This window comes from Clostridium sp. AF32-7AC (assembly GCF_003477925.1).
Lineage (GTDB): Bacteria > Bacillota > Clostridia > Lachnospirales > Lachnospiraceae > Otoolea > Otoolea fessa.
Map to the genome: position 1 here is coordinate 82,968 of NZ_QUEG01000008.1, position 22,792 is coordinate 105,759.

Consider the following 22,792-nt stretch of genomic DNA (forward strand, 5'->3'; position numbering starts at 1 on the left):
CTCGTAGTATAGCATGTTTTCTATGTTTCTTGCAATTCCTGTACGCAGAAAAACACACCTCTTTCTATGTACTCACGAAAAACATTCGTATTTTTTTGTGAAATGTTTTTTATTTTCTTGACAATATCCAGATGCTATGCAAAAATCATGGCAAAGGAGGATGATTCTATGGATTTTTTAACAATGACAATTCGAAAACAAAAAAATATTGCACTCATCGCACACGACAATAAAAAACGTGAACTCATCGACTGGTGTGAGGCGAACAAAGAGATCCTCAAAAAACATTTCTTATGCGGAACCGGCACAACCGCCCGCATGATTACGGAATATACCGGGCTTCCGGTCAAGGGCTATAACAGCGGTCCTCTGGGCGGCGACCAGCAGATCGGTGCAAAAGTCGTCGAGGGACAGGTTGATTTTATCATCTTCTTCTCCGATCCCCTGACCGCCCAGCCGCACGATCCGGATGTCAAGGCGCTTCTTCGAATCGCCCAGGTTTACGATATCCCGATCGCCAACAATAAAGCGACTGCCGATTTTATGATTACCTCGCCGCTGATGGATGAGGAGTATGAGCATGACATCATCAACTTCCACCAGAATATTAAAGAGCGGGCCAAGAAGCTGTAAAAAACCTATTCTCCCTTGTATTTATTCTCATTCTTCGGTACAATGGTCGTTACCGTTTATGAGAATACATACAAGGGAGATTTTTTATGTTACAGAAATTTTTTAAATACATTTTCCAAAGCATGGCAGGCATGCTGGGAATTTCCGTCTACATCCTCGCAGACACCTATTTTATCTCGGTCTACTCCGGTGCAGATGGTCTGGCGGTCTTAAATCTGATTTTACCGGTTTACGGGCTGATCTATGCGATTGGCGCCATGATCGGGATCGGATCGGCGACCCGTTATGCGATCGACCGTGCGCAGGGCAAAAGCGCCAGCTTCTATTTTCTCTCCGCCGTAACCTGGGATATTCTCATCAGCATTCCGTTGGTGCTGGCAGGCATTTTCATCCCGGATAAAATCTTGCAGCTTCTCGGTGCAGACGCGGGGCTGACCGCGCTCGGAAAGCAGTATCTCCGCATTATTCTGGCTGCCTCGCCGTTTTTTATGTCCAACTACGCATTCACGGCGTTTGCGCGCAATGACAGCGCTCCGGCGATCGCGATGCTCGGCTCCATCGCCGGAAGTATGTTCAACATCGTGTTTGACTACGTCTTCATGTTTCCGGCAGGTCTGGGACTGACCGGCGCGGCGCTGGCAACGGCATTCTGCCCGCTAGTGACGATGATCATCTGCAGCACGCACTACCTGGGAAAACACAATCAGGTCGGATTCCATTTCCGCGCTCCATCCCTGCTCCACCTGATCGCCTGCTGCCAGCTCGGCGTATCCGCCTTTGTCGGCGAAATATCCTCCGCCGTGATCGCGATCGTCTTTAATTTCCTGCTTCTGGGGCTCGCCGGAAATGTCGGTGTCGCCGCTTACGGCGTCACTGCCAATCTCTCCGTCGTTGCCATGTGCCTGTTCAACGGACTCGCGCAGGGCACGCAGCCACTCATCAGCGAGAGCTACGGAAAAGGCGATCACACGCAGAGCCGCCAATTCCTGACCTGGGGCGTCATCGCCTGCCTGATAGTGGAAGCACTCATTCTGGTGCTGACCTGGAGCATGACCGATCCACTGATCCAGATCTTCAACCAGGAGCAGAACGCCGAACTTCTGCATTACGCCCACAGCGGGCTCCGGCTGTATTTCCTGGGCTTTCTCTTTGCTGGCATCAACATCCTGCTGGTTGCCTATTTTTCCGCCGTTGCGCAGCCAAAACCAGCCATCGCCGGTTCTCTGCTGCGCGGGGCCGTCGCTATCATCCCCTGCGCTGTCACACTGGCGCGCCTGTTTGGGCTGAACGGCGTCTGGCTGTCTTTCCTGGCATCGGAAATGATCACTTTCTTTGCTATTTTGCTGCTGGCAAGGCTGGGACATACTTCCAAAGAATCACATAATTTTAAAAAAATTTAATTTTTTCTCAAAAAATATTTGACACTTTACATCATCGTAGTATATTGATGAAAAATCGAACACACCAAAACCGTTGGAGCGGAGATCAAAGCAGCATATGCGCGCACAGAGAGTCCGGGAGGCTGAGAACCGGTCGAAATGCAGGCTGCCCAATGGACCGCTGAGGGCGCAGCCAAAAACTGGATATATTTTCAGCCTAGTACTCTGCGACGTAGGGCTTATGTTAGTTGCCGAAGATATGCAGGTATCTCGCAAAGCGCATGGAATCACTCCATGAATCAAGGTGGCACCGGCGTCCGGAGTGAGATCACGACCGATATCGGCGCGATGGTAAATCTGGTAAAAGAAGAAAGCGATATCCCATGTGCCGTATGTGGCAGAATACGTGAAATCCATGAAAGACGCGATTCGGTAAAAAAAGAAAACCGTCTGTAAAAGAATCTTTCATTCTTTCTCAGACGGTTTTCTTTTTCTGGCTTCAGAAGCCTTGTTCTGTCGTAAATGCTTTAGGTTGGTGGTAACTCATCCAATTCTGCCGGATGGTTATAAGCTTGCGAGCAGATTATCCATTACATTTCGCACAGAAACTCTTTTTCTACTTCTGCCTCAGACTCGGTATAACCTAACTGTGCAGCTAAACGATGTACCAGTACCGGCATTGCTTCCTGCTCTAAGGACTCGGAAACTACATGCTTTTCTGCTGGTGTGTTGTAATATGCCTGATATAAATTCTCCTGATATAAACCGTTATTGAATGTTCTTGTTGCTTTCATCATGATAATTACCTCCATCAAATAAAATTATATTTTTTCATATGATAGGCGGAAATCCATTGCAATATTCTTATGATACTATTACGATATCCGTCTGTGAAAATCTCTTATTTCTTTCGATGGCAATAATATAACACTGTCAAACAAAAAGTACCATCCCCGGAAGTGGTATAAACTTATAAGTCATTTGCAATTATATAAACATAAATTAATATATGTAATAAGTACCAATTTTGACACCCTGACTATGTACAAAAGTTACAAAAACAGCCATACTTGAAATATAAACAAAAACGTCCGGCGGCGATTTGCGGATTTGTGCATCCCGCCTAAAAAAGAATGTACCTTGGCTCATTCGGGCGTCTCGCGCGGTCGCCTGCGAACGGTTCTGGCAGGGCTACGCGGATGGGTGCTGCCTACACAATGCGTGAACGGTGGCTTAACGGGATTCGCGGATTACCTCCTCAATATTTTTGTACGGAACCCGCGTAAAAAGCCCCCGCAGCTCTTCCGCCAAATCCAGTGCCATCGCGATTTTTGTGAGTGACAAAAGGGAAATCTGCCCCGTCGCCTCAAATCGCTTAATTGAGCCATAACTCACCCCACTCATGTCCGCCAGTCTCTGCTGTGAAATAGCGCGGCGTTTCCGGATGTTACGCAGCCGTGATGCCAGTTTCTGATCCAGTTCATCTGCAGTTTCCCAGATAAGTGCTTCCATATTGCTCTCCTGCCTCTCTAAAGATAATGACCTAACATGTCCTGCACACATGTACGAATCTGTTTTATCATTTCCATGCATCTCGTTTTTTTCATTCCGGCTGCAAGCCCAACTGCAAGCAGCTCCTTCTCACCCGGATTTCGTCCATTGCCATCTACGCTGGTCGTATGTTCCCCATAATATGTGTTGCTGTACGTCAGATCATACGCTGGTCCCAGGCGCCATTGCTCTTCCTCCTCCCGATATATATAAGTAAAATTCTTTGAATGATCATCCCGGTTGTGGGCAAACACATTAAAACACATACGGCGGAACATGTTTTCTATATCTTCTGCCTTCCCGTTCGTCAATATTTTCGTTAATTTCATCAATTGATGGTAATCCAGACTTGGCTGTTCAAAATCCAGTTCTAATAACGCCGCTGCCGTCAGCATATGAACCCGCTTTACCATCCCATTTTCTATTTCCCGATCAAATCGTCTGGTTCCAAAATATCCTTTGCATCGCCTTGAGGGAAACAATCTCGATTCACTCATGACAATTCCGCACTGTTTTGCACAGCACGCATAGTCATACTCCATCTTCCCTGCATCTTTTCCATCTATATGTGCCGGAAATTTAATCAGCCAGTCCTCTCCCTGAATCTGCGTCATAATTTTCGGGCGCGCACCTCCGCCTGTACCGCCCAGCCGGTACAGTTCATCCAGTTTGTCCGAGTATTCGGTATTTAATATTTTCTGGCAGGCCTCCGCAAGTTCGTCCAGATTATCATTTTTCTCCTCAACCGAAAGTTCCCGCTGCGGACGATAGGTCAACGCCCCCATCCCAGATCTTCCCACAACCGCCAGCCGGTCTAACACTGTCCAATCGTCTGGCTGCTGCTTATGCGCCAGCAAAAGACGCCGCAAAAGCAGGCGCCCCCACGCATCTGGCAGGCTATCCGCAAACACCCCAAACAAACCTTCAAAATAATCCTTATTTGGAATAAACACCTGCTTTTTCAAAGGCAGTGAAAACGGACTGATCGAAAATCCCTCTTCCAGCCATGCATCATCATACTCAAATGCCACCTTGTGATTCGCTGTTAATGCAAGAGTTCCTACCAGTCTGTCTTCATACATAACCTGAAGTTTCTTTCCTGTCTCCATCCGCCCTATCCTTTCTCCTTTATTATCCCATAAACACAAACTTTGGGGAAATTCTATTTTAATTTTTTCCATTTAAATCATGGATAACATATTATCTATTAATGCTATATTTTATTTGTTTTGTATAATATATTATCCATTTATTTTAATCTATCCACCCCTGATTTTCAAGCCTTCTACCTTCGCTTTTCAAAATTTCCCTCTTTACATCCTCTTCCATTTTTTTATAATAACCCTCGCGCAACAAAATATGGAATCAAGAGGCATAAAAAAAGAATCACCCGAACTAGCACTTTACGAGTGATTCTTTTTATTTAGTTTTAAAAAAACTTTGCATCCCCCTTCCGCCTGGACATCCGGCACCTTACCCGTCCTTCTCCGGCACCTCATCCCGCCAGACAACCGTCTCCACATCCTCAAACAGCTCCTGGTTGCGCTCGACCGTCAGATAGACAAAATCATCCGGCTGGTATTCATCCAGAAGCGCCTCCGTGTATGTGTCAAAGGTCGCAAACACCGTTTTCCGGTATAGCTTCGGCATAAAATATTTAAGGTTCTGGCTAAAGGAATCGCCTACCACCAGAAGTGTTTTATCATTCGGCGAATCCGACTCAAATACTGCAAAGCTGTTGTCCTCGTTCATATCCACCGTCGTAGCCGTCACCTCCGGCAGATAATTCTGAATCACATATTCGGTATCGTCGCTGTACTCTGCTGCCATGTTAAGCATCCGCGCCAGGTCTCCGGACGCCGGTCCTGCCGCCTCAATCGAGACTGCACTGAGCGGTGTAGAGGTTCCAAGCAAAGTCTGTGCAATCTGCTGGCTTCCGATAAAAGAGCCGATCTGGTTCCAGTGCGTATCATATTTGTAATAAAGCTGATACGTGTCCGCCTCTTTCAGAAGCTCCGGCTTCATGTCATACACCGGAAGTCCCTGCGCCGCAAGCTCCGGGAGCGCCGCATCCAGACGCGACTCACTTCCGTATACCCGGACCGAATCCGGCATATATTCCGCATAGACACTTTCCTTGTTGGGTGCCTCAAACATCACAAACCGGATGCCGCGCTCTTTCATTTTCTCGTTTACCGAGGTAATCGCGTCCGCCAGCGCTGTTTTCTCATCCGCCGTATAGAGATTTGTCCGCTGATAATCCGCCAGCGCATCCTCGCCGTCCTCCGAAACGGTGTAAAACAGCCAGTTTTCTTTTCCGACCGTCACATCCGAAATCGAGCTTTCATTTAAAAGCTCCAGATCCAGCTTTGTCTTCGCCTTGACAAACAGATTTTTAAACGGAACATGGTCGTTGTAATACGCTTCAAATTCCGTCGGAATATTGTCAAAATTGGCAGCCGACAGTTCCGGAAAGGATGCCAATTCCCTGTTTTCATAATTCTGCTGGTCCAGATGGCTCCTAACCGCCGGATAGACAAGCGTCGGCAGCACAAGGCTCGCCGCAAAGGAACCAATCAGAAGTATTTTTGTCCCTGTCTCTCGATTCATATCTCTCGTTTTCTTCTCCCTGCATGAATCCATCTTTCTGTACTTTCACGCCCTGCCGCCCATGCTTTCATTTTTATGTTCTCATTGCACAGGCAAGCATGCTTTCTACACCGCTTTTAAAAACGGAAATAAATAAATGGATTGTATGTATTGTTGACAAGCAGCAAAATGGAAAACCACAGGATCGCCATGTAGCCGATCCAGCTTGTGACCGTCACCGAGCCATCCTGCGCCAGCACGCGCCCTTTCCATTTCATCCAGAACCACTGCACCGGACCGCATGCCAGCAGCGCCGCCGCCAGAAACATCCAGAGTTTCCGGTTCATGTAGCGCTCCATCAAAACGACTGCGCTGTGCGGCACAAACATATACCGAATAAAGGAAAATGCCTGCCCGATCGTGTCCGCGCGGAAGAAAATCCAGCCGATCAGCACAACAAACACCGCATAGATATGCGCCAACGGCCGGAATTTCTCCTGCTTCAGCCATTTTCCCAGAAAACAGCGCTCCAGCACGTTGAAAAAGCCATGGTAAATGCCCCAGAAAATGAACGTCCAGCCCGCACCGTGCCAGATGCCGGTCAGCAGAAAGACCGTCCAAAGGTTGACATACGTCCGCGCCGTGCCCCTCCTGTTTCCGCCGAGCGGAATGTACACGTACTCTTTAAACCAGCTGGAGAGGGAAATATGCCATTTCCGCCAGAAATCCTGGATCGAAGTCGCTGTATACGGCAGCCGGAAGTTTTCAATAAATGTAAAGCCAAACATTTTTCCAAGCCCAATCGCCATGTCCGAATAGCCGGAAAAATCGAAATAAATCTGCAGCATATAGAGAAGCGCCGTCAGCCAGAGCATCGCCTGGCTCACATCCGCCGCCTGATACGCGTAGACCGCGTCCACCACCTCGGCAAAGGTATTTGCCAGGATGACCTTCTTTCCCAGACCGAAAATAAAGCGTTTCACGCCGTAAGAAAAGCCCTCCAGCGTGACGGTCCGGTTTTCGATCTGCTCCTCGATGTCATGATATTTCACGATCGGTCCCGCTATGAGCTGCGGGAAGAAGGAAATATAAAGCATCATGTTGAGCGGATTTTTCTGCGCCTGATTTTCGCCCCGGTACACATCCACCACGTAGGAAAGCGCCTGGAAGGTATAGAAGGAAATTCCGATCGGCAGCGTCACCTGAATCGCCGGAAGCGCTATATCAAACCCGCGAAGCAGCGGATTCAGCACCTCGGCGAGGAAATTATAATATTTAAAATAGCCGAGGATCAGAAGATTGAGCGTCACGCAGAGCGCCAAAAGCCATCTCTTTTTCCCGAATTTCTCCACCAGACGCCCGAAACCGTAGTTGAGCAGAACCGAAAAAATCATGAGCACCACATACCGCGGTTCGCCCCAGGCATAGAAAAAGAGGCTGAATACGGTCAGGATGCCGTTTTTGAACGGTTTGGGGCTCACGTAGTAGAGGAGCAGGATGCAGGGGAGAAGAACCCATAGGAAGATGATTGAACTGAAAACCATTTTATGTAAACTCCTATTGATAAGTTGTCGCAGAAGGGAGCTGCCGGAGGCGGCACTGGCAGCTTCTCAGATTATCGTTGTTCGCATCTCGATAATCCAATAGCCGTCAACACCATCTACAGCAGCTCCCTTCCCATCTACAGTACGTCTGAGAAATGGGGACGAAGTTTTTTGAATACCTTCAGTCCTATTATCATCAAAATAAATGTTACCACCCAGAAATAAATCGTCATCGTCGGCCGCTCGAAGAACCAGCTTCCCGTAAGCATGCTGTCGCGGTAGCCTGCGGCGATGTAGTAGAATGGGTTAAGCTTGAATACCCACTCCAGCCAGGATGCGCGGCTGGTGAAGATTGCCTCGTCGTACATGATCGGGGTCAGCCACATGCCGAACTGGAGACAGATGCCGACGATCTGCGCCATATCTTTAAAGAACACCTGCACGGCGCTGGTAAAATAGGTAAGCGCCAGTCCAAGCATCGACGCCGCAAAGGAATAGTATAACACCTGAATCCAGGTTGCAGACGGCATACGCCCGTCAATCAGGTACAGCCCCGCCATAATGATCAGGAAGCAGGCATGTACCAGGAAACAGGAGATAAGCTTGATAACCGGAAGCATCTCCACCTGGAATACTACCTTTTTAACCAGATAATGGTACTCCTGCAGGCAGTTTGTGCCCGTATTTAAAATCTCGCTGAAATAAAACCACGGGATGATACCCGGCGTCAGCCAGATGACATAGGTCGCCCCCGGAACCGGCGGCGCATTTTTCATGCCATGTTCACCGAAGATGAACGCATAGATCGCGATCGTAACCATCGGCTGAATAAACATCCAGACAATTCCAAAGTACGAGCCGACAAAGCGCTTGCGGAAATCCGCCTTGGCAAGCTCGGTGACCAATTTTCTTTTTCCTATCAGTTCCCGAAACAGGGAAATCAGTTCCCGCATTCTATCCTAACTCCATTCTTAAAATTTGAATGCATCCCGGAAGCCGCCCCATTTCTGGTCTTTCTCCGAAATAATCAACTCCATGCCTTCCTCGATCGGCCACTCAACGCCAATCTCCGGATCGTTCCATGCCATACCGCCCTCATCGCCAGGATGATAAAAATCGGTACATTTGTATGCAAATTCTGCCTCATCGGACAGTACCAGGAAGCCGTGTGCAAATCCTTCCGGAATGTAGAACTGCTTCTTGTTCTCCGCGGAAAGAACCACGCCAAACCATTTTCCGTAGGTCTCAGAACCGGTACGAAGGTCTACCGCCACATCAAATACGGTACCGCGCACTGCACGCACCAGCTTGCCCTGCGGATACTGTTTCTGGTAATGAAGTCCGCGCAGAACGCCCTTGACAGACATGGACTGGTTGTCCTGTACAAATACCATGTCGAGTCCCGCCTCATGGAAATCGTTCTGATTGTATGTCTCCATAAAATAACCGCGCTCGTCCTTGAAAACAGTCGGTTCAATTACATAAAGTCCCTTGATGTCACATGGTGTTACTTTAATCTTTCCCATTTTTCTATCTCCTTCTTATGCAGGTATTTCAATTCATTTTTCAATACGTAACTGGCATCATCCTTTTCGGCTGTGCCATCTTTAACTATATCATTCGTTTTTCTGGCTGACAACCTTTTTTACAGATGTTTGTGCCTCTTTCCCCCGCTCATTTTCATCCAGCGCAATCTTCTGCGCCAGATCCTTGATCTTCGTCTCCAGCTGCGACTGTTTGATCGACATATGGAACATTTTCACAATCAGGAGGAAAATAACCGCCAGATAGATAAAATTGGCAGTCGTGTACGTTCCCGCCAGCTCCGCCAAAAGATCCGGCAGCCCCGGAAAGATACTGAACACAATGAGAATGGACGAGAATCCCAGCCAGAAAATCGAATCCTCGATCTGGAGTTTTGACTGCCGGATCTTCCGCATAATCATAAAGGTTGTCAGGATCGACACGACGATCAGGACAACTCTGAGTGTTGGCGTCATGGCGCTACCTCCTCTTTCTGAAATTCTGGATTAACAGAATCGAAATCAGCATTTTAAGCATATACCGCATCGCATTGACCGGCGTCAGGTAACTGACGCCCAGAATCCGCTCATCCATGATAACCGGCACCTCTGCCACCCGCGCGCCCTGGCGGATCAGGTAGGAAACGGTGTCCGGCTCCGGACCGTAGTTAAGACCTGATGCAAATTCGCGGATCATGCGCTTGCTGAACATCCGCATTCCCGAGGTCGGATCCTTGATATTGACACCCGTTGTGAAGCGGATCGCCATCTCGATCAGATTGCTTCCAAGCATCCGCATCGTAAATGGCTTTTTCTCCCCGACAAACCGGGAACCGATGACGATATCGTAACCTTCTTCCATTTTTTTCATCATGGCTTCCAGATACTCCGGACGGTGCTGTCCGTCTCCATCGAGCTGGACCGCATATTGATATCCGTACTTGTCGGCATATTTAAGTCCCGCCTGAAATGCCCCCGCCAGTCCCAGATTGACCGGAAGGTTCAACAGATTATATCCATTTCTCTGGCAGATCGCCGCCGTCTCATCGCGCGATCCGTCATTGACGACCACATAATCATACTGCGGAAAATTGGCAGTCAGATGGTTCACAACCCGCTCTATATTTTCGGCTTCGTTGTACGCCGGTATGACTATCAAAAGTTCGGCTTTTTCCGCCCCAGAAGCTTCTTCTGTGGACAATAACGCCTTATCTTCCATCGCCCGCTTCTCCTTCCCAGTATGCCGGATTCATCGTCAGGCTTCGAATCAGCCCCTCCGGCAGCTTTTTATAATGCTTTCCCAGCCAGTACCCGGCATATTTGCTTCCGCTCGCCATCACAAGCTGCGGCAGAAGAAGCACATGACCATTTTCCACCAGCCATTTCGCTGTTTTCTTCACCAGACGGATTCCCTCGCCCTCCGAATGAAGTCGCCCAAACACCTCGGGGTGATCCGCCTGCGATACGCCGAGGTCGAAATTCCGGTGCAGCTGCTGCATCGCCGTATAATTGTGGGAATGGATGACCTGCGCGTCCGCCGCGTAGGCAATCTGATACCCGGCTTCCACCGCTTGTCCGGCAAAAATCATATCCTCGTTGAAAATGGTTTTCTTCGTAAATCCGCCAAGCTTCAGGTAAATATCCCGCCGGTATGCCGCGCAGACATTGGAACAAAAATACGTCTTGATTCCCAGCTCGTCCTCGTCCTCTTTCCCTTTCAGACGGCTCACCGCCGGATAATTAAAGTCCCTCGTATACCGTTCAATCACACCGCAGTCCGCCGCCGGAAGCTGTCTCGCATATGCTGCCGCCACACGTTCCGAAGCATCCAGCGCCTCCAGAAGCTCTTTCACCAGATTCCGGTCATACGGCACGCAGTCGTGCGTCATGCAGATACAGACATCCGCATCTGATTTCAAAATTCCCTCATGGCGCGTCCTTCCATGGTCAAATTCCGACTGGCGGATATGGCACACGGTCAGCTTTGTATCTTTCCCCTCAAATAAGGACTCAAACCGCTCAGCATCCCAGTACTTTTCTTCCGTATTCATGATGATCACACGGCCCACCGGCACACTCTGTTCCAACAGCCGCCGCAGAAGTTTTTCCAGCTTATCCCCCGGTTTGAACGTAGGTATAATCACATCGGCTTTTCTCATTTTTCGTACTCCTTATAGGCTTTTCTGTAAAAATGCATCAGAATCTTTACCATCCAGTCCGGCCACATTTTCCGGAACATCGCCATCTCATCCGCCGGGCGCCGGTTGTCCTCGATGCAGGCTTTCGTCGTCGCCGCCGCATGAACGCGGTAGGCAATCAGCGGTTTTTCCGAACAGATAAAACGCCCTTTTTTGCCCGCCAGCTCGTAAAGGTTGTCCCAGTCCAGCGCAAAATCATACTCCGAATGGAACATATCGTCCCCAATCTGTTCTTTATTGTACGTGCAAGACGGACAGCAGATTGAATTGCCAAACCAGACACTGCTCCGCTTGATCCATGTGCGGTTTGCCAGGAAACGAAGCCGCAGCGGCAGGCGCAGTATCTTTTTTACCAGCCAGACCATGTTAAATGGCTCCGGAATGGCTTTCATTTTTCCCTCTTTCTCCGTCATGCGGATCGTGAGATAATCGCTCGCGAACAGCAGCAGATCCGGATATTTCTTCCAGGCTTTTAAAAGCTTTTCGGCATAATCGCTGCGGTATCGATCGTCCTGATGCGCGATCGTGACGAAACGCCCCTGCGCTTTTCCATAGGCAAACATCCAGTCCTCACGGATATTGCTCGCCCCGTCCCGCACATAGAGCGGCACCTGATACCGCGCTGTCAGCTCCCGGATATAGCTGCTCGGCGTCGAGGTACAGCAGATCACCTCCGATTTGACCGTCTGGCTCGTCACCGAACGCAGACATTCTTCCAGATACGGCGAATCCTTATATGCACAGACCGCAAATGTATGAATGATTTCCTGCTGCATCTCGTTTCCCTTTCTCTCTCGCTCTTTCATGCCACACTTCTGCCTTCTCGTTTTTCAAGAGCGGTACCTGCTTGAATTTATTTTTACCAGATTTATGATCGATTTTAACGTTTCAAACATCTTTGCCTGTTACTGTTCACGCATACGTGCTCAGTAACGGAATTTGCCGTGGCTTCGCATTTAAATACGGCAAATTCCTGCTACCACCACGTTTTCTTACGGCACTTTCGGTTCCAAAAGTGCCTACCCGTATACAGTAACCTTTGCCTTCTTCTAGCTTGCTTATGCTTACCGGCAGAACTTCATCCAGATATCCAGATAAACCGTTGCCGCCAGAATCAGCGCCGCCGCCCCTAACACCAGCGCATGATAGTTTTTATTCTCCATCCGCACCATCACCCGCTCCGGGTTTAAAACCAGCCAGACAAGCGGCAGAAATGGCAGGTAATAGCGCCCCTGTACGCCGTCGATATAGGTATTACCCGGTCTGGTAAATGCGATGTACATCGAAGTCCAGACCAGCACCGCCGTTCCCACGCAGAGTATAAATATCCACAGCTTCTGTTTTTTTGACAGACGTTTTCCACAGGATGACTGCCCGGCTGTGAGGATAACGGCCGCCGAACCAGCATACAGCGCCCACGGAAATGACATCGTTCCCGTGTGTCCCAGAAGCCCCAGGGAATTTTCGCCCAGCACATAGGACGGAAGCGTCCGGAACAGGTTGCACATCAGCACCCATGCATAGGCAAGCGGCTGTCCCAGAATGTATGCCATCTGCCCTTTCTCGCTGGTGCTGTCGCCTCTCGTATCCCCGATATCGCGCGGCGCGATCAGAACCGGCAGGATGAAGGATAGCATCATCAGACCGCAGATCACGATAAATCCGCCCTTCATCAGGTACATTTCCCGTTTAGAACGGAACTTTTCTGCCGGAATCATCAGTCCCAGCAGAATGAGCGGCGCATATACCGCCTTGACGCGGCAGCCCCAGACAAAGGTAAGCACGATGAGCGCATACGCTTTCCAGTCCATTTTCCGCCCGCCAAGCGCTGCTTCCAGAATGCCCGCAAAAGACAGCCACAAAAACGCTGTGACGGTCGGATCATAGGAATATGCCCCCGCCAGCATCATCGGCTCAGGCATCAGCGCCAGAAATGCCAGGATTGCCTTGCCGACCGGTGTTTTTTTGATGGCAAAATACAAAACTGCCACATAGACATAGAGATTTCCCAGCCGCCCCAGCTTATACAGGATTCCAAATGGGATATGAAGCAGCCCGCCCGCTTTCAGCACCAGCGCCGAGCCCACATATCCGGTCATCGTCGTTTTGTTGAGATCCGTACTCCAGAGATGTTCACCGTGCCGGTAACCCGCATTCTGATTCAGATACGAAGTGAGCGCCGCCTGCTCGTCCTGGTTTTCCGGCTGGTTGTACGGCCAGGTATCTACGCCCGCCGTAAACTCCTGTAAAAGCGCCGGATCCGCCTGCACCGGCGTCCGGTAATTTGCCATCCAGAACGCCTGCGCGAAATGCACTTCCTCATCCCAGCTCACCTTATTTGCCGGGAGCGACAGTGAAAATATTGTTCCAAACGTCAGGGAGATCAGCAGAAATCCAACCTCGATGCGCTTTGTCACGAAATCCCGGAAACAGAGAAGTGCGATCAAAACCGCCGCCGCACACCAGAAAAGTCCCAGCCGGTACCAGTTGATACCTGCCCGTGCCACCGTCGCAAGCCCGGTCAGTGCAAGCGGCATCCCGCCAAAATTCATGTAGGAAAGCCCTTCTTCGTCTAGATCCTCCCGCGTGATCAGAAGATCCACGTAGTCCAGCTTCCCATTCACCGGAACCGAAGAAAATTTCAGCACCCGGCAGTTGCGGTCCATGACCATCTTTGCGTCGTGCTCCCGCTGCTCGCCGTAGATGTTGCGGTAACCGAGGCGGACGGTGGCATTTAACAGACCATCGTAATCATAGTGGTAGAGAAACTGGCTGACATAGCTGCCGTCCAGTGGAATGTGAAGATAACCGCTTGCATCCGAAAGCTGCAGCACCTCTGTTTTTTCTGTCTCTAACCGCTCAAATCCGCTCACCTGCACCTCGTCCAGAGCGATCGTCCGCGTCGCCTGCCGCGTCCATCCATTTGCCCGGAGCGCCGGGAAATTGCAGACAAACTCGCCCAGAACACCGATCACAAAGACTGCCACAAGCGCCAGAAGCAGCCGCAGCACATCTTTTTTCTCTATTCGATTGATAAAATGCCTGTTAAACTGCATCTGTACTTCTCCCTTATTTCTCTTCCTTCTTTGAATCGGCAAAATCCACTGCAATTCCGTCATTATACAGCACTTTCAGTTTCAAAAATCTGTCCGTAAGCAACAAGCAAATCCATCATAATCCATCACGTTCGAAACAATTCAATTCACTTCATCCGTTCCAAGCGCCACAAAGTCTCGCTTGTTCCACGCTTCAAATCAAATCTAGCGCACTATCTTCTCCACACCTCTATGTTCCAGGATGCGCTCATAATCCTCAATATAATCAACCTCCGCCCAGAAATGCCCGCTGACGTCCTCGACATAGACCGGCTGCTGCCCAGTCATGCTGTAAACAACATTTTCCCACCAGACGCCGTGCTCCTGGCGGTCGATCATCTCCTCCATCCGGCAGATAAATTCCGGCATAAATGCCGCTGAAAACCGTCCGATTCCGATGTACTCGCCCGTCACATCATCCCCGGTCAGCTCTTTTCCATATTTTTTCAAAATTCCATCTTCATAGAAGAACTTATAATCCGCTGTCTCCCGGCGGCTCTCGTCCGCAAACATCACCGGGCTCCTGCCCTGCGCGAGGATCCGGTCAAGCAATTTTTCCTCCAGGTATACGTCGCCGTTCATGATCAGCAGATCGTCCCCCATCAAGAACTCCTTCGCAAACCATGCAGACGCAATGCTGTTTGTCACATCGTAAAACGGGTTGTAAAAAAAGGATACTCCCTTATCTGCCAAAACCTCGCGGATCACCTGCGCCTCATAGCCCAGCACGATACCGATGTCCTGGATACCGCGGGAATGAAGCAGGTCGATCGTGTACTCGATCAGGCACTGTCCGCCGCCGATATCCACCGTACATTTTGGTTTTCCCGACAGATAACGTGAGATCCGGGTTCCCCGTCCCGCTGCCAGAATCAATACTTTCACAGAAGCCCCCTCCTTTGCATATCTTTCCACGCCGCAATCAGGCTGTCATTGTCTTCCGGCGTCAATGCGCCGATATGACCGACGCGGAACACCGTGTCGGCAAGCGCGCCGCCGTTCGGACAGATCCAGATGCCGTATTCATCCTTCAAAATCTCAAAAATCCGATGCGCCGAGACCGGTTTTCCATCTTTATCCACACCCGTCGGGTGAAGCGGCGTCAATGCAGCCGAGAGAGAATTGGAAACAATCTCAAACGGCAGATCTTTAATTTTGCTTCGGAAATCTTCCGCCTGACAGCGGATCCGCGCCTGTTCTGTCGCAAGCCCTTTTTCCTCGATCATTGTCAGCCGTTTATGAAGCTGTAAAAGCACTCCGACCGCTGGTGTAAACGGTGTCTGCCCCCGCTCGCCATTTTTCAGATAGTCGCGCAGATCAAAATACATCGAACGGACCGCCGTCTCCTGCACTCTCGCGATCGCACGCGCCCCCAGCACCAGAATCGAGAGTCCCGGCGGAAGTGCCAGTGCTTTCTGCGAGCCGGTCAGCACCAGATCAACTCCCCATCTTTCCATCCTAAATGGATCGGCAAGAAACGAGCTGACCGCGTCAACCGCCAGAATCAGCTGGTTTCGTCTGCAAAAGTCAGAAATCAGCTCCATATCATAGAGAACGCCCGTGGAAGTCTCATGGACATTGACTAAAAATCCGGTAAATTCTTTTCCCTCATACGGCGCCAGGTCTTCTGCCCGAAGCGCCCGTCCGCTCTCCAGCCGGATCTCCTCGTGAGGAACTTCATGGATATCACAAATTTTCGCAAACCGCGCGCCAAAACTGCCGCCGTTTACGACCAGCACGCGGTCGCGCTCTGTAAAAAGGTTCATGACTGCCGCTTCCATCGCCGCCGTGCCCGAACCTGTCAGGAAAACCGCCCGTGCATCCTCAGGCGCCCCCGTGAACTGCTTCATCAGGCGCTCATTTTCCTTCATGATTGCAGAAAATTCCGTCGTGCGGAAATACGGTACTTCTTCCGCCCCGATCGCCCGGATTTCCTCGTCCATCTGAACCGGTCCTACCGCAAAATTAATCATACATTTCCTCCAAATCTATCTAATGTACTCTCGAAATCTTTCTGTGCTCGATTTTGTGAGATGATTTTTTGTCAGTTGTGCCCAAATTTCTGAGGCGTACGCGGTGCGTACGTTGATGAAATTCGGGTGCGGCTGGCGGAAAATCAGCCACAAAAGCAAGTGCAGAAAGACTCCGAGAGTACATTCTAAACAAGTTCTATATCCCGCGTACCCGTCTCCGGTACATCACAAGCGACGTCAGTCCAAAGCAGGCAGTCAGTGCCGCCATCAAAAGCAGATACGAAAGCGATCCTCCCAGCAGTCCCGCCGCCCGTACACAGGGCGAAGAAATAAGGAGCGCCGCTACCGTCACACCGACATAACCCAGAAAAATTCGTTTCTGCTCCTGCATAATGATGAGTGCATAATAAAACAGATTCACATACGCATTAAACGCGCCGCCCAGAATGATAAACGCCAGCGCCAGGCGGCATTCCCGCAGCATATACGCAATCTTCGGATATAACATTGAGAGAACCGGGATTCCGAGAATCCAGGCACCCCCGACTGCCAGCGCCGTAAGCGCCGCGATGATTGCCGCCAGCCGGCCTACCGTCCCGGCAAATTCCGGGAGCGCATTCCGCTCCCACTGATCCGAGAGTTTCGTGATATACGGGCGGATGACGAAGCCTGCCACCAGATTGATGACGCTGGTCGGCATAAAGATCGCACCGAATACCGCCTGATACTTGTCCGCCATATTGCCCTCGATCGCATATTTCGCGGCAGAAAAAACATAAAAATCCAGAATAACCGATAAAAACAGGACTACATTTTCTTTAAACAACAGCCCGACACGCCCGGAGCGGACCTCCCAGTCCACCTGCGGCAGATGACCGATTACCGAAAAATCAAACAGGCACACGCCCGCCAGCTGCGCCAGTACCGCCGCCAGGCAGGAGCCGACCAGGTTGTGGGTCGCATTCAAACAGCCCAAAAAGACACCGACTGATAAAACCGTCCGGAATGCGTTTGATTTGCCCGTCAGATACAGGCGTCCGTCACGCTGAAATTCTGCCTCGTAAGCGTCCGCGAAACCATCGATCACCTTGTACGCTACCATCAAAAATACCGTCGCCGCCTTGACAAAGGCATAGTCCCGGTTGATCACCGTCACATAAAAAAAACCGGCCACCAGTGCCGCACCACAGGTCATCAGGCGCAGCCGCAGATATTCGCCAAACGTAAACCGCCGCCTCGTATCCGTGATCTGGAACGGGCGGATGCCAAAATAGGCCACCATAAACATATGCTGACCAAATGTAGAATACGCAAAGGAGAAGATACCGCCCTCATCCTCGCCGACAATCTGGATGACCGCAATCGTCAGCACCATGGACGCCAGTGCATAGAGAAAGCTCCCTATCATATTCCAGCTCATATTTCGTTTTTCAATCTGCCCGTCTCCACCGATCAGGGCGTTCGCTAAATATTTTACCACTACAGTATCTCTTCCTTTGAAAATTCCAGCCGGCTCGGCGTGTGTGTTTTGCGTTTTTCAACCGGCGGAAGCTGCATGAAATCGCCATACATTTTTGTCAGCATTTCCTCGATATTTCCCGGGAAATTCATGCGTCTGCCCTCAAATTCCAGCTTCCGGAGCGGATAACAGCGCGTCCGATCCACGACATTCCAGTATGGGCTTGTGTCCGGCAGAAATGCCATCCGGCGTGTCCGGTATTTATTGTATTTACGGCAGACCCGCTCACAGCGAATCCGCAGCCACTGAGGCGAGATATGGAGCAGCTTCATCGCCTTGTAGACCATCCCGCAGACCGCCCAGATAAGCTTCGCCTTGATGCCCCGCTGCTGCAGCGTCGGGCGCGGAATCGCCCGCAGAATCATCAGCTTACTCCAGAACCATGCCGTCCACGACTGAATCTGATATAGAACCGGGTTGTCCGCCACATTGTCAAGCACATACAGATCCAGAAAGATACCGAACGGACAGTCCACATCCTTCATAACCTCCTCGACAAACACCGTCCCCTTCTTCACCAGACGGGTTGTCATCAGCGGATAATTGGGATATCGCTCCGCATTGAGAACCAGATACCGGTCGCTCATCTTCTTTTCCACGATCCGGAGCAGGTGCTCAAAATCTCGCCGCGGCATCGCAATATCGATATCATCGTCCCAGGGAATAAATCCCTTGTGCCGCAGCGCACCGATTCCCGTTCCGGCTATCCCGAAATATTCCAGATGATAGTCTTCACAGATCCGGATAAAATCATCCAGAATCGACAAAATCTCTCCCTGCAGCTGTTTCAGAACTTCTGGCTCATAAAATTTACTGTCCATATCGATGTCTGTCCCCTCCACCAAGCCCGCAGAATACCCCACTCCTGCCGCAGCTGATCATATTTTCCTTAATAGTACGAGGGTATTCTACTATATTTTAAAGGAAAAGTAAACCGCGGCTACTTTTTACCTTCTTTCCCAGGTTCCCACACCTCTATCTCCCGCTTCCATCCAAACAGATGTCCCGGAAGCGAATATGCCGCTCCGATCCCCAGCCCGATTGCGATCGCCATCTTGATTGTATCCATGCCATACTGGAGCGCCAGCGCTTCCTGCCCCATGAAGAAGTTGTAGGCGGTATAGTAGATCGCCGCTCCAGGCACAAGCGGGAAGATGCCGCATACCAGAAAGAGGATCGTCGGCGCTTTCCGCTGTATCGCCAGACAGCGCGACAGCATCGTCAAAACCGCGCTCGCCGCGAAGATCCCGATGATCGGCGTCTGATAAGCTACCATGACCACCAGATACACGCCCCAGCCGACTGCCCCGCAGATACCACAGTCCAGCCAATACTTCTTCGGGACTCCAAACAGCGCCGAAAAGGCGGCAGTTCCGACACAGGCCGCCAGAAGCTGCCCCAGAATTTCCCCTGCCATTTCCATCAGAGCATACCTCCCATCGCAAACATCCAGAACCGCAGTGCCACACCAACTCCGATCGCAATACAGCCCGCCGTCAAAAAGGCGTCTACAAAACGGATCAGACCGGATAAATAATCATTTTCCAAAAAATTCCGGATCGAATTGGTCAGCGGCACACCCGGCGCCAGCGTGAACACAGCTCCGATCATGACATGATCCAGGCTTTCTCCCAGCCCGATCCAGCACAGCAAACAACAGCACAATGCAAGCACGCTGCTCGTCATGATCGTCTGCATCATCCGGGACGAAGAAAAGCGCGGAGCTGCGTATAAAAGGAACAAATACAGCAGCACTCCCGCCACAAATGCCGCCGCCGTATCGCGCAGGCTGCCCTGGAACAGGTAACAAAATCCAGCGCTTCCAATTCCTGCCGCCAGAACCTTTCCCCGATTTTCGAGCACTTTCATGTGTTCAATCTGCTCAAGGCGCATCCGCATCTCATAAGGACCGCATTTACCCGCCGCAATCTTTCTCGACAGATCATTTAAGGCATCCACCCGGCATAGAATCGTAGGTGCCAGCGGCACATAACAGATGCGGCTGGAATAAAACCGCCCGTCAATCACCACATTTGAAAAAATTCCATTCGCAATCACATACGCATTAAATGCTTCAAGACGCAGCGCCCGCGCCGCATACTCCATCGCCTGCTCCGCCCGGAATACCTCCCCGCCGTTGGAAAGAATCGCATTTCCCAGACGGGTCACCAAACGGAAGCGCTCGATCTGGGAACAATCCTCGATCGAAGCGCGTACTATTTCCTTCATTCTGTTTCTCCCCCTGTTTTTATTTTATGTACTCTCGGAGTCTTTCTGTGCTTGATTTTGTGAGATGATTTTTTGTCAGTTGTGCCCAAATTTCTGAGGCGTACGCGGTGCGTACGTTGATGAAATTCGGGTGCGGCTGGCGGAAAATCAGCCACAAAAGCAAGTGCAGAAAGATTCCGAGAGTACATTTTTCTGTCCACCCGTTTTCTCTATCCCATTTTCTCCCCCTTCTATCCGCTCACTGGTTCACTTCTCCAAAGCCACCGCCCATTTCATCCTTTTCAAAAAAAACGTTCCATTTCGAATTAAATTTACCCGTCAAAACTACCCCTTTGGTTGACGTTCCAACAAAAATCCTGTATAGTGAATATATTATATTAAAGAATGATGCCGCAAGGGGGATATATCTATGGATCATAATGTTACCATCGGTGCCAAGGTGAAAGCCTTCCGTACCGCAAAAAAATACACACTGAAACAGCTCAGCGAAGAGTCCGGTCTGTCCATCGGCTTTCTTTCCCAGTTGGAGCGCGGTCTCTCTTCGATCGCAATCGACTCTCTGGCAAAGCTTGCCGCGATTCTCGGAGTCAGTCTGTCTTCGTTCTTTGACTCCTCCGCCGATCAGGAGAAATCCCCGGTCAGCCGGAGTTTTGCCATGCACTGTTCCCAGATCAACCCCCAGATCGTACAGTACCTGGTCAATGGAAATGCACAGGGATTCGCCTGTCTTCCGCGTATCTTCCACCTGATGCCGTCCGCCACCACAAGCTCTGAAAACCAGCTTGAGATGAATCAGCACGACGGTGAAGAATTTATCTACGTTCTGGAGGGTATCCTGACCGTATATCTGGACGGCAACGAATACTGCCTGAATCCGGGCGACAGTATCCAGATCCACTCCCAGACCCCGCATGACTGGGTCAACAACACAAACCGTGTCGTTAAGATTCTGACCGTACACACGCCGAATCCGTTTGTTCATGGGAATGAAGTCGTATTTTAATTACAGTCTGCGCGGTATAGAAACATAATAAAAGCTGTCTCTTTTAGAATTTCAAGATGTTTTTATTTTCTTTTTGGTTTTCCCATCTCAGGAAACAAAAACTCCTGCACTTCTGAAAAAGACAGCTTTTTCATATCTTTTACACCGTATACACCATTTTTCCTGCCAGATACACTTCCAGCACATCATCCAGCGCACGAATATTCTTTGAGACATCTCCCTTTACAACCAGCAGATCCCCCGCCAGGCCCTCTTTCAGGCTACCCGTCTCCTTCCCGATTCCAAGCACGCTCGCCGCATTGTAGGTTGCGGTTCTCACTGCCTCCACCGGCGTAATTCCATAGTCTACCATATAGCCGAGTTCCTGATGAATCGGAAGCGGCGGTGCCTTGTAAAGTACCATATCGCTGCCTGCCAGCACCGTAACCCCTGTGTCATAGAGCTTTTTAAAATTATCCCGGTATGCCTCAAACGCCGGTTTGAAAAATGCCTGATCGTGAACGGCTCTGGCTGCGATCGGGTTGTCCATATCCACACCCGCCTCGATCATCTGCTTTGTCTGCTCATACAAATATGTGTACGCCGTGATCGTCGGCGTCCACGCGATTCCTTTTTCCGCCATCTGGCGCGCCTGCGCCTCTGTTAAAAAGGTTCCGTGCTCGATCGTGTCAAATCCCGCGTCAATACACATCTGAATCGACGGCTGCGTACCCGAATGAACCGCGATCTTCACCCCCTGGCGGTGCGCCTCATCCACCGCTGCATCCAGCTCTTCCTGGGTAAATTCCGGAATATCGCCGCGGTTGCTCGTCAGGATCTTGACCCAGTCAGCTCCCGCGCGCAGCTGTCTTCGGATAGCGGCGCGCACGCCCCACGGGCTGTCCGCCTCCTCGACCCCATCCTGATGTCCGTGTCCGCCGGTCATGCAGATACCTGCGTCCGCATGGATGATACGCGGAACCGTCACATACCCCTTCTGCCCTGCCAGACGCAGCTGCTTCATCAGATTGGGCGGACAGGACAGATCACGCACCGTCGTGATGCCGAGCCGCAGCGACTGTTTCGCCTGTTCCAGCGCATAGTATGCCACCATATAATCGTCATAATTATTCAGATCCGGCTGGCTGTAGTAGTAGCCAAAATGCACATGCATATCAAACAGTCCCGGCAGGATCGTCGCCTCGCCGTAATCCTTTACCATCTCTTCCGGGTAGCGCCCCGCCGCTTCCGCTGCGTCTCCTATCCAGCCGATTTTTCCCTCTTTATCCAGATACACCGCCTGATCCTGCAAGCAGGTTCTGCCATCTCCGGTAATTAAATACTTCGCCCTTAGAATCATTTTCACGGACTTCCTTTCTCTTTTTCATAAGTATGAAATTTTCAGTCGAATATCGTCATTTCACGCAGTTTTTCAGTTTTCTATATCGTAACACCGGGATTTTGTTCTTGTCAATATTGGAATGCGGAGTATCCGGTGAAACCTGTTTTAAAAAAGATGGGCAGGCAGAAAAAGAGCGGCACACATTTCTGCATACCGCCCAAACCAGCGACTGTCC

23 protein-coding genes are annotated in these 22,792 nt (G+C 50.4%); 4 read left to right on the forward strand and 19 right to left on the reverse strand.

Annotation, left to right across the window (positions count from 1 at the left end; genetic code table 11):
- Positions 1–168 precede the first annotated feature (168 nt).
- The 3 genes from DWZ45_RS11585 to DWZ45_RS14685 all read left to right on the forward strand — a co-directional run bounded on the left by DWZ45_RS11585 (position 169) and on the right by DWZ45_RS14685 (position 2,468).
- Positions 169–633: a methylglyoxal synthase gene (locus DWZ45_RS11585; protein WP_117796860.1), complete on the forward strand. Its 465-nt coding sequence runs from the start codon at positions 169–171 to the stop codon at positions 631–633.
- An 86-nt stretch (positions 634–719) separates the two neighbouring features.
- Complete coding sequence (locus DWZ45_RS11590) at positions 720–2,033, forward strand: MATE family efflux transporter (protein WP_118469198.1); 1,314 nt, start codon at positions 720–722, stop codon at positions 2,031–2,033.
- 273 nt (positions 2,034–2,306) lie between these two features.
- Positions 2,307–2,468: a hypothetical protein gene (locus tag DWZ45_RS14685; RefSeq protein WP_243023483.1), complete on the forward strand. Its 162-nt coding sequence runs from the start codon at positions 2,307–2,309 to the stop codon at positions 2,466–2,468.
- Positions 2,469–2,602: 134 nt separating this feature from the next.
- Here the strand turns inward: DWZ45_RS14685 and DWZ45_RS11605 are convergent, their stop codons facing one another.
- The 18 genes from DWZ45_RS11605 to DWZ45_RS11690 form a co-directional block, all read right to left on the reverse strand.
- Positions 2,603–2,809 carry a hypothetical protein gene (locus DWZ45_RS11605; protein ID WP_107000704.1) on the reverse strand — a complete coding sequence of 69 codons (207 nt, stop codon included), beginning with the start codon at positions 2,807–2,809 and terminating at the stop codon, positions 2,603–2,605.
- Between the two features lie 436 nt (positions 2,810–3,245).
- Positions 3,246–3,524 (reverse strand): helix-turn-helix transcriptional regulator, encoded by a 279-nt coding sequence (locus tag DWZ45_RS11610; protein ID WP_107000705.1) that lies wholly within the window; start codon positions 3,522–3,524, stop codon positions 3,246–3,248.
- A gap of 17 nt (positions 3,525–3,541) precedes the next feature.
- Positions 3,542–4,672 (reverse strand): type II toxin-antitoxin system HipA family toxin, encoded by a 1,131-nt coding sequence (locus DWZ45_RS11615; protein WP_118469202.1) that lies wholly within the window; start codon positions 4,670–4,672, stop codon positions 3,542–3,544.
- 364 nt (positions 4,673–5,036) lie between these two features.
- Positions 5,037–6,173, reverse strand: a complete 1,137-nt coding sequence (locus DWZ45_RS11620; RefSeq protein ID WP_181357195.1) for a hypothetical protein — start codon at positions 6,171–6,173, stop codon at positions 5,037–5,039.
- 116 nt (positions 6,174–6,289) lie between these two features.
- Positions 6,290–7,696: an MBOAT family O-acyltransferase gene (locus tag DWZ45_RS11625; RefSeq protein WP_118469204.1), complete on the reverse strand. Its 1,407-nt coding sequence runs from the start codon at positions 7,694–7,696 to the stop codon at positions 6,290–6,292.
- 137 nt (positions 7,697–7,833) lie between these two features.
- On the reverse strand, positions 7,834–8,649 hold the full coding sequence (locus DWZ45_RS11630; protein WP_022360049.1) for an ABC transporter permease: 816 nt from the start codon (positions 8,647–8,649) through the stop codon (positions 7,834–7,836).
- Positions 8,650–8,667: 18 nt separating this feature from the next.
- The gene (rfbC, locus tag DWZ45_RS11635; protein ID WP_022360048.1) at positions 8,668–9,222 is read right to left on the reverse strand and encodes a dTDP-4-dehydrorhamnose 3,5-epimerase; all 555 of its coding nucleotides are present in this window, start codon (positions 9,220–9,222) and stop codon (positions 8,668–8,670) included.
- 90 nt (positions 9,223–9,312) lie between these two features.
- The gene (locus tag DWZ45_RS11640; RefSeq protein WP_022360047.1) at positions 9,313–9,696 is read right to left on the reverse strand and encodes a DUF2304 domain-containing protein; all 384 of its coding nucleotides are present in this window, start codon (positions 9,694–9,696) and stop codon (positions 9,313–9,315) included.
- A gap of 4 nt (positions 9,697–9,700) precedes the next feature.
- A complete protein-coding gene (locus DWZ45_RS11645; RefSeq protein ID WP_118469206.1) occupies positions 9,701–10,438 on the reverse strand; it encodes a glycosyltransferase family 2 protein in 738 nt (245 codons plus the stop codon).
- Positions 10,428–11,378, reverse strand: coding sequence for a glycosyltransferase (locus tag DWZ45_RS11650; protein WP_118469208.1), 951 nt, complete (start codon positions 11,376–11,378; stop codon positions 10,428–10,430). The genes DWZ45_RS11645 and DWZ45_RS11650 overlap by 11 nt, the downstream gene beginning before the upstream one ends.
- Positions 11,375–12,223, reverse strand: coding sequence for a glycosyltransferase family A protein (locus DWZ45_RS11655; protein ID WP_118469209.1), 849 nt, complete (start codon positions 12,221–12,223; stop codon positions 11,375–11,377). The genes DWZ45_RS11650 and DWZ45_RS11655 overlap by 4 nt, the downstream gene beginning before the upstream one ends.
- A 258-nt stretch (positions 12,224–12,481) precedes the next feature.
- Positions 12,482–14,473 carry a DUF2142 domain-containing protein gene (locus DWZ45_RS11660; RefSeq protein ID WP_118469211.1) on the reverse strand — a complete coding sequence of 664 codons (1,992 nt, stop codon included), beginning with the start codon at positions 14,471–14,473 and terminating at the stop codon, positions 12,482–12,484.
- A gap of 204 nt (positions 14,474–14,677) precedes the next feature.
- The gene (locus tag DWZ45_RS11665; RefSeq protein ID WP_118469213.1) at positions 14,678–15,397 is read right to left on the reverse strand and encodes a phosphocholine cytidylyltransferase family protein; all 720 of its coding nucleotides are present in this window, start codon (positions 15,395–15,397) and stop codon (positions 14,678–14,680) included.
- On the reverse strand, positions 15,394–16,485 hold the full coding sequence (locus DWZ45_RS11670; protein WP_118469215.1) for an aminotransferase class V-fold PLP-dependent enzyme: 1,092 nt from the start codon (positions 16,483–16,485) through the stop codon (positions 15,394–15,396). Before DWZ45_RS11670 ends, DWZ45_RS11665 begins: the two co-directional genes overlap by 4 nt.
- A 196-nt stretch (positions 16,486–16,681) precedes the next feature.
- Positions 16,682–17,965, reverse strand: coding sequence for a lipopolysaccharide biosynthesis protein (locus DWZ45_RS11675; RefSeq protein ID WP_338126571.1), 1,284 nt, complete (start codon positions 17,963–17,965; stop codon positions 16,682–16,684).
- Positions 17,965–18,825 carry a LicD family protein gene (locus DWZ45_RS11680; RefSeq protein WP_118469217.1) on the reverse strand — a complete coding sequence of 287 codons (861 nt, stop codon included), beginning with the start codon at positions 18,823–18,825 and terminating at the stop codon, positions 17,965–17,967. The genes DWZ45_RS11675 and DWZ45_RS11680 overlap by 1 nt, the downstream gene beginning before the upstream one ends.
- A 119-nt stretch (positions 18,826–18,944) precedes the next feature.
- A complete protein-coding gene (locus tag DWZ45_RS11685; RefSeq protein WP_227589688.1) occupies positions 18,945–19,427 on the reverse strand; it encodes a threonine/serine exporter family protein in 483 nt (160 codons plus the stop codon).
- Positions 19,427–20,233 (reverse strand): threonine/serine exporter family protein, encoded by an 807-nt coding sequence (locus tag DWZ45_RS11690; RefSeq protein ID WP_022360037.1) that lies wholly within the window; start codon positions 20,231–20,233, stop codon positions 19,427–19,429. The genes DWZ45_RS11685 and DWZ45_RS11690 overlap by 1 nt, the downstream gene beginning before the upstream one ends.
- Before the next feature lie 409 nt (positions 20,234–20,642).
- On the opposite strand from DWZ45_RS11690, the gene DWZ45_RS11695 reads away from it, so the two are divergent.
- A complete protein-coding gene (locus DWZ45_RS11695) occupies positions 20,643–21,236 on the forward strand; it encodes a cupin domain-containing protein (RefSeq protein WP_118469219.1) in 594 nt (197 codons plus the stop codon).
- Positions 21,237–21,375: 139 nt separating this feature from the next.
- Here the strand turns inward: DWZ45_RS11695 and DWZ45_RS11700 are convergent, their stop codons facing one another.
- The gene (locus tag DWZ45_RS11700; protein WP_118469221.1) at positions 21,376–22,575 is read right to left on the reverse strand and encodes an amidohydrolase family protein; all 1,200 of its coding nucleotides are present in this window, start codon (positions 22,573–22,575) and stop codon (positions 21,376–21,378) included.
- Between the last annotated feature and the right edge of the window lie 217 nt (positions 22,576–22,792).